Origin of the sequence: Sorangium sp. So ce836, assembly GCF_028553905.1 — a bacterium.
Classification (GTDB): Bacteria; Myxococcota_A; Polyangia; order Polyangiales; family Polyangiaceae; genus Sorangium; species Sorangium cellulosum_D.
This window is the reverse complement of record NZ_CP102233.1, coordinates 6,397,082-6,412,855: the sequence shown is the minus strand read 5'-3', so window position 1 is coordinate 6,412,855 and position 15,774 is coordinate 6,397,082. Positions and strand designations below refer to the sequence as shown.

Annotated in this window: 11 protein-coding genes; 6 read left to right on the top strand and 5 right to left on the bottom strand. The window is 72.1% G+C overall.

Annotated features, from left to right (window positions below):
* Positions 1-18: 18 nt before the first annotated feature.
* The 4 genes from ilvC to NQZ70_RS23185 form a co-directional block, all read right to left on the bottom strand.
* Positions 19-1,032, bottom strand: a complete 1,014-nt coding sequence (ilvC, locus tag NQZ70_RS23200; protein ID WP_129576144.1) for a ketol-acid reductoisomerase — start codon at positions 1,030-1,032, stop codon at positions 19-21.
* 60 nt (positions 1,033-1,092) lie between these two features.
* Positions 1,093-1,644 carry an acetolactate synthase small subunit gene (ilvN, locus tag NQZ70_RS23195; protein WP_129576143.1) on the bottom strand — a complete coding sequence of 184 codons (552 nt, stop codon included), beginning with the start codon at positions 1,642-1,644 and terminating at the stop codon, positions 1,093-1,095.
* A gap of 128 nt (positions 1,645-1,772) precedes the next feature.
* Positions 1,773-3,482, bottom strand: coding sequence for a biosynthetic-type acetolactate synthase large subunit (gene ilvB / locus NQZ70_RS23190; RefSeq protein ID WP_129576142.1), 1,710 nt, complete (start codon positions 3,480-3,482; stop codon positions 1,773-1,775).
* Between the two features lie 90 nt (positions 3,483-3,572).
* Positions 3,573-3,992, bottom strand: a complete 420-nt coding sequence (locus NQZ70_RS23185; protein WP_129576141.1) for a hypothetical protein — start codon at positions 3,990-3,992, stop codon at positions 3,573-3,575.
* Between the two features lie 176 nt (positions 3,993-4,168).
* Here NQZ70_RS23185 and NQZ70_RS23180 point away from each other — a divergent pair, with 176 nt between their 5' ends.
* The 6 genes from NQZ70_RS23180 (at position 4,169) to NQZ70_RS23155 (ending at position 12,832) form a co-directional block, all read left to right on the top strand.
* Positions 4,169-4,330 (top strand): hypothetical protein, encoded by a 162-nt coding sequence (locus NQZ70_RS23180; RefSeq protein WP_165374118.1) that lies wholly within the window; start codon positions 4,169-4,171, stop codon positions 4,328-4,330.
* A gap of 435 nt (positions 4,331-4,765) precedes the next feature.
* Entirely contained in the window at positions 4,766-5,749 is a 984-nt protein-coding gene (locus NQZ70_RS23175) for a hypothetical protein (RefSeq protein ID WP_129576140.1), read from the top strand.
* 315 nt (positions 5,750-6,064) lie between these two features.
* Complete coding sequence (locus tag NQZ70_RS23170) at positions 6,065-7,525, top strand: amidase (protein WP_129576139.1); 1,461 nt, start codon at positions 6,065-6,067, stop codon at positions 7,523-7,525.
* Positions 7,526-7,564: 39 nt separating this feature from the next.
* Positions 7,565-8,764, top strand: coding sequence for a trans-acting enoyl reductase family protein (locus tag NQZ70_RS23165; protein ID WP_129576138.1), 1,200 nt, complete (start codon positions 7,565-7,567; stop codon positions 8,762-8,764).
* Positions 8,765-9,145: 381 nt separating this feature from the next.
* Positions 9,146-12,157 (top strand): serine/threonine-protein kinase, encoded by a 3,012-nt coding sequence (locus NQZ70_RS23160; RefSeq protein WP_129576137.1) that lies wholly within the window; start codon positions 9,146-9,148, stop codon positions 12,155-12,157.
* A gap of 81 nt (positions 12,158-12,238) precedes the next feature.
* On the top strand, positions 12,239-12,832 hold the full coding sequence (locus tag NQZ70_RS23155) for a gamma-glutamylcyclotransferase (protein ID WP_129576136.1): 594 nt from the start codon (positions 12,239-12,241) through the stop codon (positions 12,830-12,832).
* 258 nt (positions 12,833-13,090) lie between these two features.
* Here the strand turns inward: NQZ70_RS23155 and gyrA are convergent, their stop codons facing one another.
* Positions 13,091-15,715 carry a DNA gyrase subunit A gene (gene gyrA / locus NQZ70_RS23150; RefSeq protein WP_129576135.1) on the bottom strand — a complete coding sequence of 875 codons (2,625 nt, stop codon included), beginning with the start codon at positions 15,713-15,715 and terminating at the stop codon, positions 13,091-13,093.
* Between the last annotated feature and the right edge of the window lie 59 nt (positions 15,716-15,774).

The following is a 15,774-nucleotide window of genomic DNA, read 5'->3' as shown; positions in this document are numbered from 1 at the left end:
TCCCACGAGTGGAGAGGCTCAGTCGCCGGGCTTGATGGTGACGGGGTCGATGAACGGCATCATCTTGCGCAGGTTGGCGCCCACGACCTCGAGCCGCTGCTCCCGCTCCTTGGCCCGCGTCGCCTCGAACTTCGGCCGGCCCTCCTCGTTCTCCGCGATCCACTTGCGCGCGAACTCGCCGCTCTGGATGTCGGCGAGGATGCGCTTCATCTCCTCGCGCGTGCGGTCGGTGATGACGCGCGGGCCGGACACGTAGTCGCCGTACTCGGCGGTGTCGCTGATCGAGTACCGCATGTAGTTGAGGCCGCCGCGGTACATGAGGTCGACGATGAGCTTGAGCTCGTGCAGACACTCGAAGTACGCGATCTCCGGCTGGTAGCCGGCGTTCACGAGCGTCTCGAACCCGGCCTTCACGAGCTCGCTCGCGCCGCCGCAGAGCACCGCCTGCTCGCCGAACAGGTCGGTCTCGGTCTCCTCCGCGAACGTCGTGAGGAGCACGCCGGCGCGCGTGGCGCCGATGCCCTTCGCGTAGGCGAGCGCCTGCGCCTGCGCCTTGCCGCTCGCGTCCTGGTGGACGGCGAGCAGGGCCGGGACGCCGCCGCCGGCCTCGTACGTCTCGCGCACCCGGTGCCCGGGGCCCTTCGGCGCGATCATCGAGACGTCGACCGACGCGGGGGGCGTGATCGTGTTGAAGCGGATGTTGAACCCGTGCGCGAACATGAGCGTCTTGCCCGGGCCGAGGTGCGGCGCGATCTGCTCGTTGTAGATGCGGGCCTGCGACGTGTCGGGCGCGAGGATCATGATGACGTCGGCGGCCTTCGCGGCCTCGGACACCGTGGCCACCTGAAGCCCCGCGGCCTGCGCCTTGGGCCGGCTCTTGCTGCCCTCGGGCAGGGCGACGATCACCGTCGCGCCGCTGTCGCGCAGGTTCAGCGCGTGGGCGTGCCCCTGGGAGCCATAGCCTACGATCGCGATCTTCTTGCTCTGGATGAGCGACAGATCCGCGTCGTTCTCATAAAAAATCTTCGCCATCTCACTCTCCTTCAACAGGGATCCGCACCTCGCGGCTCCCGTCCTTCACGTCATCCGTCATCAGGGCGCGCTGCTGTCGGCTCCGCGCGCAGGCAGCACGGTGTCGAGCCTGGCCTCGGCCTCCTCGGCGCCGCGGGTCATCACGATCATCCCCGTCCGCACCATCTCGATGATCCCGAACGGGCGGAGCACGTCGAGCAGGCCCTCGATCTTGTCGCCGGTGCCGGTGATCTCGATGGTGAGCGCCTCGGGGGCGACGTCGACGGTGCGCGCGCGGAACACCTCGCAGAGCTGGAGCACCTGCGCGCGGGTCGTCGCGTCCGCCTTCACCTTGATCAGCGCGAGGTCGCGCGCGACCGAGGCCGTGTGGGTGACGTCGCGGACCCAGAGGGTGTTGACCAGCTTGTACAGGTTCGCCTCGAGGCGGCGCGCCCCGTCCTCGTCCGCCTCGAGGACGAGGGTGAGGCGCGAGACCCCGGCGATGTGGGTGCGCCCGACGCTCAGCGACTCGATGTTGTACGCGCGGCGCCGGAACAGCGACGCGACGCGGTTGAGCACGCCGGGGCGGTCTTCGACGTAGGCGATGAACGTGCGCAGGATGGGTCGATCCATGGATGCCTCTTGAAAGTCCCTCTTGTCTCTGGGGCGCCCGGCAGCGGCCGCGACGCGCTCGGACGCGCCCCGCTCGTCCGGCGCGCGCGCCGGACGAGCGCTCGGGGCGCGCGCCTCTACGGGTGCGTTCACGGATCCTCCCCGGTCTCCAGGATGGGGCTCGGGCGGCGGATCATGTCGTTCAGGTCGGCGCCCGCGGGGACCATCGGGTAGACGCTGTCCTCCTGCTCGACGCGGAAGTCGATGACCACGGTGCCCGGCGTCGCGCGGGCGCGCTCGACCGCGCCCGCGATCTCCTCGCGCTTCGTCACGCGGATGCCGGTCAGCCCGTGGGCCTCGGCGAGCTTCACGAAGTCCGGGCTGCGCATCGGGGTCGCCGAGTAGCGCCGGTTGTAGAAGAACTCCTGCCACTGGCGCACCATGCCGAGGTAGCCGTTGTTGATGACGGCCACGTGGACCTTGATGCCCTCCTGCGCGCAGGTCGACAGCTCGCACGCGGTCATCTGGAAGCCGCCGTCGCCCACGACCACCCAGACCTCGTCGTTCGGCTTCGCGAAGCGCGCGCCGATCGCCGCAGGCAGGGCGAAGCCCATCGTGCCGAGCCCGCCGGAGGTGATGAGCTTCCGCGGGTGATCGTGCTTGTAGTACTGCGCTTCCCACATCTGGTGCTGGCCGACGTCGGTTACCACAAGCGCCTTGCCGTCGGTGAGCCGCCAGAGGTCGTGCATCACGTGCGCGGCGTACAGTTTGTCGTGGTACGGCAATTGTTGAATGTCACGGACCGCCGAGTCGCCCTTCAGGGTGCTGATGCGCTCGACCCAGGCGCTCCGGTTGCGCTGCTTGCACCCGGGGATGAGCGACAGGAGCGTGTCCCGGACGTCCCCGACGAGGCCGACGTCGACCTTGACATTCTTGTTGATCTCGGAGCGGTCGATCTCGACGTGGATCTTCTTCGCCTTCACCGCGTAGGTCTTGAGGTTGCCGGTCACGCGGTCGTCGAAGCGCATCCCGAGCGCGATGAGGAGGTCGGCCTCCTGGATGGCGGTGTTCACCCACGCCTCGCCGTGCATGCCCATCATGCCGAGGCTGAGCGGGTGGGTCGCCGGGAAGCCGCCGAGGCCGAGCAGCGTGGACGCGACGGGGATGCCCGTCTTCTCCACGAAGGCGAGGAGCTCGCGCGTCGCCTCCGCCCGGACGATGCCCTGGCCGGCGAGGATGAGCGGCCGCTCGGCCTCGTCGATGAGCTCGATCGCCTTCTCGATGTCCGTCTGGACGGCGTGGTAGCCCGGGCGGTAGCCGGGCAGGCGGACCTCGCCCTTCGGCGGCTCGAAGTCGATCGACGCCTGCTGGGCGTCCTTGGTGATGTCGACGAGCACCGGGCCCGGGCGGCCCGAGCGCGCGATGTAGAACGCCTCGCGGATGGCGGGGGCGATGTCCTGGACCTCGGTCACGAGGTAGTTGTGCTTGGTGATGGGCAGGGTGACGCCGGTGATGTCCGTCTCCTGGAAGGCGTCGGTCCCGAGCAGCTTCGAGGACACCTGCCCGGTGATACAGACGATCGGCGACGAGTCGAGCATCGCCGTCGCGATCCCGGTGACGAGGTTCGTCGCGCCGGGGCCCGAGGTGGCGACCGCCACGCCGACCTTGCCCGAGGCGCGGGCGTACCCGTCCGCCATGTGCGCCGCGCCCTGCTCGTGCCGGACGAGGACATGGCGGATCGGGTAGCCGAGGATCGTGTCGTAGGCGGGCATGATCGCGCCGCCCGGGTAGCCAAAGACCACGTCCACGCCTTCGCGGACGAGGACTTCCCAGATAATCTGTGCGCCGGTTCGTTTCATAGTCTCGACTCCGATCGAGTCACGCTGGTGGAAGATGGCGCCGTGGGCGCCTTGGCCGCGGGTTCCGCCGTCTCTCAGGGGTTCGGTAATTTAGGCGATCGCGCGCTGGAGGTCCTCCCGCGGGCCGCCGCCGCTGCTCTCCTCGCGGCGGAGCGCGTCGAGCACCCGCCGCGCGTCGTCGAGCGACACGACGCGCGAGGAGCCCGCGGCGGGGGCCGCGCCGGGTCGCGCGGAGGGCGGGTCGGAGTGGAACTCGAACGAGGCCTCGGCGGCGCCGTCCGGGCGCGCGCCCTTCAGGTGCGTCGAGGAGCGCTGGGGCGCGCGGACGGCGCCGCCGCTCGCGCGCGCGCGGATCTCGTCGACGAGCGCCTCGAACTCCTCGCGCACGGCGCTCGACGCGACGGGCATCCCACAGCCCGCGGCGACGAGCTCTGCGAGCTCCGCGATGCGCTGGCCAACGGCCTCGCTCGAGGCGTCCTCGCGATTCTTCCTCGAATGTTCCTTGCTCACCTGATCCTCCTTGACGACGGCTGCTCTTCGTGAACCCACAGGCCAGAAAAACGAAAGCCCCCGGACCTTCTCGGTGCGGGGGCCTATCTCCATGCTGCTCAGCTCAGAGCGGCGGCCCGCACCCGTTCCCGACGCGAATCAGCCCGACGACGTCGACTAGGCTGACGAGCGCAGGAATGGCTAGGCCCGCTAGGAGCCCGACGGACACGCCGCCCTCGACGACGAGCGAACGCGCCGCCGAGGTCGCCGACGAAGCGCGGTGCACCAGCTTCACAGCGGGGTTCCCATCGCCGGAGGCGTGGGCGCTGGCGGTGCACGTCGACTTCTGCATAGCGTGAGTGCCTCTAGCTTGCAGAGCTGCTGCGTCGCGTCAAGTTATTTCTTTACAGATCGCGTGTTTCTGCGGTGTTTCGTGCACTTTTTTTTGTTCGCGCATGCCCACCGCGAGCGCGTGACGTTCTGCACGAACACGCGCTGTCCGCGTCGCTCGCCGATGCGCCGCTCTGGCCGCGACGGCGCGACGGCGCGACGGGGGCGCGCGCGGTGTGCATGGAAGCGTCGCTCGATCGCGGCGCCCGGCGGGCCCTGCGAGGCGCATCGAGCGCATCGCGCGCATCGCAGGGGGCGCGCGGCGACGAGCGGATGCGGCGCGGTGCCGGAGCGCCAGGGGAGGTATGAGCAAACACCGGACCTCGTTTCGTGCGCGCCCGAAGTGCGGAGTGCTGCCTTCAACCGACTGCCGCCGGTTCGCGCGGCTCCACCATGGAACCGCCATGCAAGCGCATCGCGTGGCGCAGGCGCGCCCTGCCAGTCGAACGGTCTCGCCCTGCGGTCGCCGGCGCCGCCGCGCGGCCTCTCCCGCCGCGATCGGGCTCGTCGCGCTGTGCAGCGCGCGGGCCGGCGCCGCCGCGGATCGCGTCGAGCCCGCGCGACGAGCGGAGCTCGCGGAGCTCGCGAGCGCCCAGCCCGCGCGGCCGCTGCCGCTGCCGCCAGCGCCGCCGCGCCGCGGGCCGGGGCCGCGCACCGCCCCGACGCCCCGGACGCCAGCGCCGGCGGCGGCCAACCTGAGCACCTTCCTCGAGCTCCGGGACGATTACGTCTCGCGCGGCAGCGGCGGCTTCTACAACGCCACGGTGCTCCGGGGGGACTACGCCTTCGACAGGAGCTTCGCGCTGCGCGCGGACGTGCCGCTCGCGGTCGCCAGCGGGCCCGATGGCCGGCGCGACGCGGGGCTCGGCGACGTCCTGATCCGGCCGCTCGTCCGCGCGATCGGCACGCCGCGGTTCGCGCTCGTCGTCGGCTCGGATCTCGTCCTCGACTCGGCGACGCGCCGCGCGCTGGGCTCGGGCAAGAACCAGGTCGCGCCCCTCGTTCAAGCGTACGTCCGCGTGGCGCGGCCCGCGCGGCTGGGGCTCCAGCTGCAGCACGCGGTGTCGTTCGGCGGCGATCCGCGGCGCGACGACATCCAGACGTCGGTGGTGCGGCCCTTCGCGATCGTCGAGCTGCCGCGCGGCTTCTGGGTGAGCCCGGACCAGAGCTTTCACTTCAACCACCGCGGCGCGCCCCGCGTCGTGTCGACGAGCGTGCTGGAGGTCGGCGCGGAGCTCAGCGAGCGCGTGCAGGTGTACGTCGATCCCGGCATCCAGGTCGACAGCCGCGGGGGGGGCGGCTGGGTCTTGACCGGGGCCGTGCGGTGGGCCTTCCCGCAGCGGTCGCGGGGGCACGCGGCCGCGCCCTGCGCCGGCGCGGGCGAGTAGGCGGGCGGCCGCCGTCCGCGCGCCGGCGTGCGGGCGCGCTCAGCGGGGTGCGCTGCGGCGCCGCTCGGCGGGGGCGGCGCGCGCTCGGCGGGGCGGCGGCGGCTCGGCGCGGGCGGCGGGGGCGGCGAGGGCGGCGGGGGTTCGGCGAGCGGCGAGGGCGGCGGCGGGTCCGGCGAGGGCGGCGCGCGGCGCGCGTTCGGCGAGGGTCACGCGCGGCTGGCGCCGGGGAGGGCGGCTGGGCCATTGTCGGGCCCTGGGGCGGCCCCTTGACCCGGGTCGCCGTCCCGCGCCTGATCGCTTATCGCACCCACGCCCATGCTTTCACGAGATCCGTTGCTCCTGCTCTCCGCCACGCGGCTGGCTGCGCTGATCCGCGCCCGGGCCGTGACGTCGGCCGAGGTCGTGGAGGCCCACATCCGGCACATCGAGCGCGTGAACCCGACGCTCAACGCGATGGTGGCGAACCGGTTCGACGCCGCCCGCGCCGAGGCGCGCGCCGCCGACGCGCTCCTCGATCGCGGCGACGCCGCCGCCGCGCCGCCGTTCCTCGGGGTCCCGTGCTCCATCAAGGAGAGCTTCGCCGTCGCCGGCATGCCGAACTCCGCGGGGCTCGTCGCCCGCGCCGGCGTGCGCGCGACGGAAGACGCGGTGACGGTCGCGCGCATGCGCGCCGCCGGCTTCATCCCGCTCGGTGTCACCAACGTCTCGGAGCTCTGCATGTGGATGGAGTCGAACAACCGGCTCTACGGCCGGACGAACAACCCCTACGATCCGGCGCGCACCGCGGGCGGCAGCTCGGGCGGCGAGGCCGCGGTCGTCGGCGCGGGCGGCGCGCCGGTCGGGCTCGGCTCGGACATCGGCGGGTCCATCCGGATGCCCGCGTTCTTCAACGGCGTCTTCGGCCACAAGCCGACCGGCGGGCTCGTGCCGACCTCGGGCCAGTTCCCGCTGCCCGGCGAGCGCGGGCTCCGCTACATGACCGCGGGGCCGATCGCGCGGCGCGCCGAGGATCTCATGCCGGTGCTCCGCGTCCTCGCGGGCCCCGACGCGCGCGATCCGGCCTGCGCGCCGCTGCCCCTCGGCGACCCGGCCTCGGTCGACCTCGGCGGGCTGACGGTGCTCTCGGTCGAGCACGACGGCGCGCGCCGGGTGAGCGACGATCTCCTGGCCGCGCAGCGGCGGGCGGAGGAGGCGCTCGCCGCGCGCGGGGCCACGGTCCGCAAGGCGCGCGTCGAGCTCCTCGCGCGGGCGCTCGACATCTGGACCGCGATGCTGGGCGTGGCCGGCGGCGTCACGTTCCGGGCGCTGCTCGGGGACGGCCGCCCGATCAGCCTCCCGCGCGAGCTCGCCCGCTGGTCGCTCCGCCGCTCGGCGCACACGCTGCCCGCGATCGGGCTCACGCTGCTCGAGGACGTCGGCCGGCACTTCCCCTCGCGCACCGCGCGCGCCCTGGAGCTCGGCGAGGCGCTCCGCGCCGAGCTCGTGGCGCGCATCGGCGAGCGGGGCGTGATGCTCTACCCGTCGTACCCGCGGCCCGCGCCGCGGCACTACGCGCCGCTCCTGCCGCCCTTCCAGTGGACGTACACCGCGGTGCTCAACGTCATGGAGATGCCGGCGACGCAGGTCCCGCTCGGCCTCAACGCCGACGGGCTGCCGCTCGGCGTCCAGGTGGCGGCGATCCACGGCAACGATCATGTGACGATCGCCGTGGCGCAGCACCTGGAGCGCTCGTTCGGCGGCTGGGTCCCGCCGTCTCTCTCGTGGTGCCGACGGTGACGTTTTCCCGCCCGCGGTCGTGGTATCAAGGCTCCCCCCATGACCCTCGACCGCACGTACGATGTGATCGTCTACGGCGCGACCGGCTTCACCGGTCGCCTCGTCGCCGAGTATCTCGCCACCAGGGGCAAGGAGGCCTCCGCCCGGGACGACGCCTCGGCGCGACCCGCCCGCTTCGCGATCGCCGGCCGGAGCGCGGGGCGCCTCGCCGAGGTGAAGGCGGCGCTGGAGGCGATCGATCCGGCCTGCGCCGCCGTGGGCGTCATCGAGGCGACCTCGGAGGACGCGGCGTCGCTCGAGCGCATGGCGAGCCAGGCGCGCGTGGTCATCACGACCGTGGGCCCGTACTCGAGCCGCGGCGAGCCGCTGGTCGAGGCGTGCATCCGCGCGGGCACCGACTACGCGGACCTCACCGGCGAGCCCGAGTTCGTCGATCGCCTCCTCGAGCGCCACCACGAGGCCGCCCGCGCGGCGGGCGTGAAGATCGTCAACTGCTGCGGCTTCGACAGCATCCCGCACGACCTCGGCGTGCTCTTCACGGTGACGAAGCTCCCCGCGGGCGAGCCGATCGCGGTGGAGGGCGTCGTGCGCGCGCACGGCAGCTTCTCGGGCGGCACGTGGCAGTCGCTGCTCGAGAGCATGGCGCACGGCGGCCGCAGGCGGCGCGAGGCGCGCTCCGAGGGGGCGCGCGGCGCGCGCAAGGCGCAGGGGCTCAAGGCGCGCATCCGCTACGAGAAGCCGCTGCGCGCCTGGGTCTGTCCGATGCCGAGCATCGATCCCGAGATCGTGCTGCGGAGCGCGCGGGAGCTCGACGTCTACGGCCCCGATTTCCAGTACGGGCACTACATGCAGGTCAAGTCCGGGCTGCAGCTCGTGATCGGGATCGCCGGCTTCGGCGCCGTGGCGGCGCTCGCCAAGGTGGGGCCGACGCGGGAGCTGCTCCGCAAGGTGCGCAGCCCGGGGGAGGGGCCGAGCGCCGAGGAGCGGGCGCGCAGCTGGTTCCAGGTGACCTTCCACGGCAAGAGCGCGTCGCGCAGGGTGGTTACGCGCGTGAGCGGCGGCGATCCGGGCTATTCGGAGACGGCGAAGATGGTGGCGGAGTCGGCGCTCTGCATGGCGTTCGACCGCGAGCGGCTGCCGGCGCGCGCCGGCGTCCTCACCCCGGCCGTGGCCATGGGGGAGCGGCTCATCGAGCGGCTGCAGGCGGCGGGGATCCGGTTCGAGCTGCTCGAGGGGTGAGCGCCTGCGGCGGGCCGCGGCGATCCGAGGGAGATCGACGCCGCTCCCAGCGTACCAGGCACTGCCCATCTCCATCGCACCGCGCGCGGCCCGGGCGCGCCGCCCGCGGCATCGATCGAGGCCGCGAGCGCCCCGGCGCCCGCGCTCGGCGCGGAGGAGGGCTGTCGAAGGAAACGCTCCGTGACAGGCGGAGAGTCCGCGATGCTCGCTCTCCGTATCGCCGGCGGATCGCACGTTATCGACGCCGTCTCGAGTCGCTCGCATCGCTCGAGTCGCTCGCATCGCTCGACTTCACCGAGAGGGCATGTCCCTGGTGGATTTCTCGATGTCAACGGCCCGTGACATTGTGAATCGCGGAGTCCCTGGGTATCCTCGCGCGAAGTGATCGGCACCGAGGAGCACGGCCTTCGCGGGGAGGAGACGCTGCCCCTGTCCCCGGGCCCGGGGGCAGGCCTGGCGAGCGCCTCGACGGCGGAATCCCCGGTCCTCGGGGCGGCGCCTCGCGGGTCCACCGAGCCCGCGCGGCGCCCGGAGGAGAGCGCCGCGAGCAGGACGGGCCCGCTGCGGCGCTCCTCGACGGCGCAGGAGCCTGCCGGCCCGCCCATGTCGAGCCGGCAGGCCTCCGGTCCGGCCATCCGCGCCGGGACGCTCATCGGGCATTACGAGCTCATTCGCGAGCTCGGCCGAGGGGGCATGGGCACCGTCTTCCTCGGCCGCGACGTCCGCCTGGGGCGCCTCGTGGGCATCAAGGTCGTCACGAGCCTGACCGGCGCGAGGCTCCAGCGGTTCCTGGTCGAGGCCCGCGCCACCGCGCTCTGCAAGCACGAGAACATCGTGACGATCCACGATGTGAACGAGCACGACGGATATCCGTACATGGTGCTCGAGTACATCGACGGCCAGAGCCTCCGCGCGTGGATGGATCAGCGCAGGCCGGCCGGCGCGGACGAGACGGTCGCGGCGGCGCCGGTGTCGGCGAGCGCCGCCGTGGAGATGATGGTGCCGGTGGTGCGCGCCCTGTCGTGCGCCCACAAGCTCGGCATCGTCCACCGCGATCTCAAGCCCGAGAACATCATGCTGGAGGCGTCCGGCGCCATCAAGGTGCTCGACTTCGGCATCGCCAAGCTGCTCGACACCGACGTCGCCGGCCCGGTCGATCGGGCGCCCATCTCGATCCGCACGACCCTGACGCGCGAGGGCGCGATGATGGGGACGATCCCGTACATGTCCCCGGAGCAGTGGCTCGGGGAGGGGATCGATCACGCCAGCGACATCTGGGCCGTGGGCATCATGCTCTACGAGCTCGTCACCGGCGCGCACCCGCTCGCGCCGGTCACGGTGCACAGCCTCATGCAGGTCGCCCTGCTCGACCAGCCCATGCCCGAGCTCGACGGCGCGCGCCCGGAGCTCGGCGCGCTCGGCGGGATCATCGATCGCTGCCTGCGCAAGCGGAAGGCCGAGCGCACCGCCTCGGCGCAGCAGCTCCTCTCCGAGCTCCTGCCGCTCCTGCCCGGGCGCCACGAGATCGTCCTCGGGGCCGACGAGAGCCCCTTCGCGGGCCTCTCGGCGTTCCAGGAGGCCGACGCGGACCGCTTCTTCGGCCGCGCGGAGGACGTCGCCAGGATGGTGACGCGGCTGCGCAGCCAGCCGCTCCTCGCGATCGTCGGCGCGTCGGGCGTGGGCAAGTCGTCGCTCGTCCGGGCGGGGATCTTCCCGGCGCTCAAGCGGTCTGGCGGAGGGTGGGAGTCGCTCATCCTCCGGCCGGGGCGCGAGCCGATGGCGGCGCTCGCCGAGCTGCTCAGCCACCCCTCCTTGCTGTCGAGGGGCGGCTCGGAGCGGCCGGAGCCGCCGGGCGGCGACGCCTCGCGCGGGCGCACGCTCGTCGACCGGCTGCGCGCCGAGCCGGGCTACCTCGGGGCCGAGCTGCGCGCGTGGGCGGCGCGGAAGCAGCGCCGCGTCGTGCTCTTCGTCGACCAGTTCGAGGAGCTCTACACGCTCTCCTGCGACGCCGGCGAGCGCGCCGCGTTCCTCTCGTGCCTCGGGGGCGTCGCGGACGACGCCTCCTCGCCCCTGCGCGTCATCCTGTCGATGCGGTCGGACTTCATCGAGCGGGTGGCCGAGGACAGGCATTTCATGGCGGCGGTGACGCGCGGGCTCGTGGTCCTGCCGCCCATCGGCCGCGCCGGGCTGCGCGAGGCGCTCACGAGGCCCGTCCAGGCGGCGCGGTACGAGATCGAGGATCCGGCGCTGGTCGAGGACATCCTCGACGTGCTGGAGACGACCCGCGGCGCGCTGCCGCTCTTGCAGTTCATGGCGGCGCGGTGGTGGGATCTGCGCCATCGCGAGCGCCGGCTCCTGACGCGGGCGAGCTACGAGGCGATCGGCGGCGTGGCCGGCACGCTCGCGAGCCACGCCGACACGGTGCTGGCCGGGATGAGCGTGCGCCAGGCGAAGCTCTGCCGGGCGGTGTTCGAGCGCCTGGTGACGCCCGAGCGCACGCGGGCCATCGCCAGCCTGCGGGAGATCCGCGAGCTGCCGGGCGAGCCGGACGAGATCGAGGGGGTGGTCCACGTCCTCTCGGACGCGCGGCTGCTGGCGGTCGAGACGGGGCGCGACGACGCCGGCAGCCGCGTGGAGATCGTGCACGAGTCGCTCATCGAGCGCTGGCCGACGCTGCAGCGCTGGCTCGACGAGAACCAGAAGGACGCGGCGTTCCTCGACAAGCTGCGCGTGGCGGCGAGGCAGTGGGAGTCGAGCGGCTGCGCCGACGACACCCTCTGGCGCGGCAAGATCGCCCAGGAGGCGCGCCGCTTCCGCGACAGGTACCAGTATCAGGGCCGCTTGCCCGAGCGGGAGCAGCGGTATCTGGACGCCGTGCTCCGGCTGGCGAGCCAGGCGAAGCGCCGGCGGCGCAGGCTGATCGTCGGCACCATGACGGGGCTCGCCGTGCTGGTCGCGATGGCCGCCCTGGGGATCATCAAGGTGGTCCGCCAGAACCAGGTCATCACCGCGCAGCTCCAGGAGATCCGCCAGACCGAGTACAACCTCGCGCAGGCGCTCGCGAACGAGCGGGCGGCCCGCGAGGCCGCCGAGCGGGCGCGGAGGAACACGGAGGACCAGCGGCGGCTGGCGGAGGTCCTGCAGAAGGAGGCCGAGGAGGCGCGGTACCGGGCCGAGTCCGCGGCCGAGCAAGCGCGGAAGGCGGCCCGGGACGCCCGGACGGCGCGCGACATGGCGCGGGCGTCCGAGAGCGGTGCGCGCGTCGCCGAGGCCCGGGCCAGCGCCGAGGAGCGGCGGGCCAAGGAGGCGGCCGAGCACGAGCGCCGCAGCCGGGAGGCGCTGGAGCAGCTGATCCAGCGCTCGGTGGGGAACATCCGGGAGGATCTCCGGTAACAGCCCACAGCCCGCCTGGCGCGAGCCGTCCAGGCGAGCGCGGCGGTTCTGGCGGGCGGCGACGTTTGATAGAATGGTCCCGTGCATGGCGAGACCTGGATCTTCGGTTACGGCTCGCTGATCTGGCGGCCGGCGTTTCGATTCGAGCGGATGGCGCCCGGGTACATCACCGGCTGGGCGCGCCGGTTCTGGCAGGGTTCCACCGATCACCGGGGTATTCCCGGGGCGCCGGGGCGGGTGGTCACGCTCATCCCGGCGCCTCTCGCGCGCTGCTGGGGGATGGCCTATCGGGTCGCCGCCGCCGACGTGGACGAGGTGCTCCGCGCCCTGGATCACCGCGAGAAGGGCGGATATGCGCGCTGCGACGTGCCGCTCACCCTGGCGGAGGAGGCGCACGCGGAGAGCGCGCCTCGAGCGGCCATCGTGTACGTGGCCACGCCCGACAACCCGGATTACCTCGGCGAGGCGCCCCTGGCCGAGATCGCCGCGCAGGTGCTCGCGTCCCACGGGCCGAGCGGCTCCAACGTCGAGTACGTCCTTCGGCTCGCCGACGCGCTCGCGGCGATGGATGCGACGGACGATCACGTGACCGAGCTCGCGCAGCTCGTCGGCCAGGGCGCCGTCGCTTGCGCGCCTCGCCCCGAGAGCCGACCCGCGCCGGCCGCCGCGCCTTAAAGGCCTCTCCGGCGGATCGCGGATCGGCCTCGAAGCGACGTCACTCCGCCCGAACGAAGTGGATTTTCAACGCAGAGGCGCAAAGACGCAAAAAGACATAATCATTCTTCTTTCTGTGCCTTTGCGTTGAACCGCAAGGGCGCAAGAGGCGCAATGGGACAGAGATGGGATTGTATTCTTCTCTTCCCCTTGCGTCCCTCGCGCCCTTGCGGTCCTCTTCCCATGAATCGATTTCGCCGAATTTCAGCGTGAGCGGCGCTAGTTGACCTCGCCGCCCCCGTCCCCGCCCGTGTGGTCCGCGACCCCGTTGGCCCCGTCGGCCGCCGCCGCCGGCGGCGTCGAGCCGCCGCCGTCCTCGCCCTCGGTCGCGTCCGCCGCGAACGCCTCGACCGCGACCACCCGCTCGTCCTGCCCCACGTGCATGATCCGCACGCCCTGCGCGTTGCGCCCCGTCTCGCGGATCTCGCTCGCCTTCGTCCGGATCATCTGCCCGCGGTCGGTCACGATCAGCACCTCGTCGCTCGGGCTCACCATGGCCACGCCCACCACCGGCCCGTTCCGCTCGCTCGCGTCGATCAGGATCACGCCCTTGCCGCCGCGGCTCTGCAGCCGGAACTCCTCGAGCGGCGTCTGCTTGCCGTACCCGCGCTCGCACACCGCCAGCACCCGGTCGCGCCCGTCGCCGCTCACGCCGAGGCCCACCACCACGTCGCCCTCGTCGAGCTCGATGCCCTTCACGCCCATCGTCGCGCGGCCCGTCGGCCGCACCTGGTCCTCGGGGAAGCGGATGCTCATCCCGCTCCGCGTCGCGATCACGAGCTCGCGCTTGCCGTCGGTGAGCGCCGCCGTGAACAGCTGATCGCCCTCCTCGATCCGGACCCCGATGATCCCCTTGTCCCGGTAGTTCTCGTACTCGTTGAGCGCCGTCTTCTTGATCTGCCCGCGGCGGGTCAGGGTCACCACGTACGTCTCGCCGTCGAAGCTCGGCACCGGCGTGATCGCCGCGACCTTCTCCCCCGGCTCCATCCCGACGAAGTTCACGATCGCCCGGCCCTTCGCGTTCCGCGGCGCCTGCGGGATCTCGTAGACCTTCTTGACGAAGACCTTGCCCTTGTCGCTGAAGAAGAAGACGTACGAGTGCGTCGACGCCACGAAGAGCTGGCTCACCCAGTCCTCCTCGCGCGCCTCCATCCCCACCATCCCCTTGCCGCCGCGGCGCTGCGCCCGGTACGTCGAGGTCGGCGTCCGCTTCAGGTAGCCGGCGTGCGAGATGGTCACGACCATGTCCTCTTCCTGGATCAGGTCCTCCATCTGGATCTCGGCCTCGGCCGGCACGATCTCGGTGCGCCGCTTGTCGCCGAAGCGCGCCTTGATCTCCTCGAGCTCCATCACGATCACGTTCATGAGCAGCCCCATGTCCGCCAGGATCGCCCGGAGCCGCTCGATCGTCTGCGACAGCTCGCCGTACTCCTTCGCGAGCTTCTCCCGCTCGAGGCCGGTCAGGCGCGACAGCCGCATCTCGAGGATCGCCTTGGCCTGCCGCTCCGACAGGAAGTAGTCGCCGCGCGTGTCGGCCTCGGCGCACTCGGGCTCCGGCCGGCCGGCGCGCCGCAGGAACTCGCCGAGCCCGCGGAGCGGCAGCCTCTGCAGGTTCTCCCGCGCCTCGTCCGTGTCGCTCGAGGCCCGGATCGTCGCGACGATGCGATCGATGTCGCTCGTCGCCATCCCGAGCCCCTCGACGAGCTCGCGCTGCGCCTCGGCCTGCCGCAGCTCGAAGCGGCAGCGCCGCGTCACGACCTCGCGCCGGTGCTCGATGAAGTGCGAGAGCGTGTCCTTCAGGCTCAGCACCGCCGGGCGCCCGTTCGCGATCGACAGGTTGATGACCCCGAACGTCGCCTGGAGATCCGTCAGCCGGTAGAGCTGGTTCAGCACCACCTGCGGGAAGATGTCCTTCTTCAGCTCGACGACGATCCGCATCCCCTCGCGGTCGCTCTCGTCGCGCACCTCGCTGATCCCCTCGATGCGCTTCTCCTTCATGCACTCGGCGATCTTCGCGACCAGCCGGGCCTTGTTCACCTGGTAGGGGATCTCGGTGAACACGAGCTGCTCGCGGTCGCCCTTCATCGTCTTCTCGACCTGGCTGCGCCCGCGCATCGTGATCGAGCCGCGGCCGGTCGTGTACGCCTGCACGATCCCGCTCTTGCCGTAGATGAGGCCGCCGGTCGGGAAATCGGGGCCAGGCACCAGGTGGAGCAGCTCCTCCAGCGTGATGTCGGGGTTGCGGATGATCGCGATCGTCGCGTCGATGATCTCGCCGAGGTTGTGCGGCGGGATGTTCGTCGCCATGCCGACGGCGATGCCGCCCGAGCCGTTGACGAGCAGCTGCGGGAACTTCGCCGGCAGCACGCTCGGCTCGAGCTCCGAGTCGTCGTAGTTCGGGACGAAGTCGACCGTGTCCTTGTCGAGGTCGGCGAGCAGCTCGACCGCCATCCGGGACAGGCGCGACTCCGTGTACCGCATGGCCGCGGGCGAGTCGCCGTCGATCGAGCCGTAGTTGCCCTGCCCGTCGATGAGCGGGTAGCGCAGGCTGAAGGTCTGCCCCATGCGGACGAGCGCGTCGTAGACCGCGAGATCGCCGTGGGGGTGGTACTTGCCGAGGACGTCTCCGACGACGCGCGCGCACTTCTTGTGCGCGCCGGAGGGGCCGATCTTCTGCTCGTTCATCGAGTAGAGGATCCGGCGGTGCACCGGCTTCAGGCCGTCGCGCACGTCCGGGATCGCGCGGCCGATGATCACGCTCATCGCGTAGTCGAGGTAGCTCGTCCGGAGCTCGTCCTGGATGCTGACCGGAACCTTCTGCTGGATGTTCGACGTCTCTTCCATGGGATCTGCACCCGAGGCGCGGGGCGTGCGCGGCGCGCGCGGCCCCGTCGTAGAGGCCC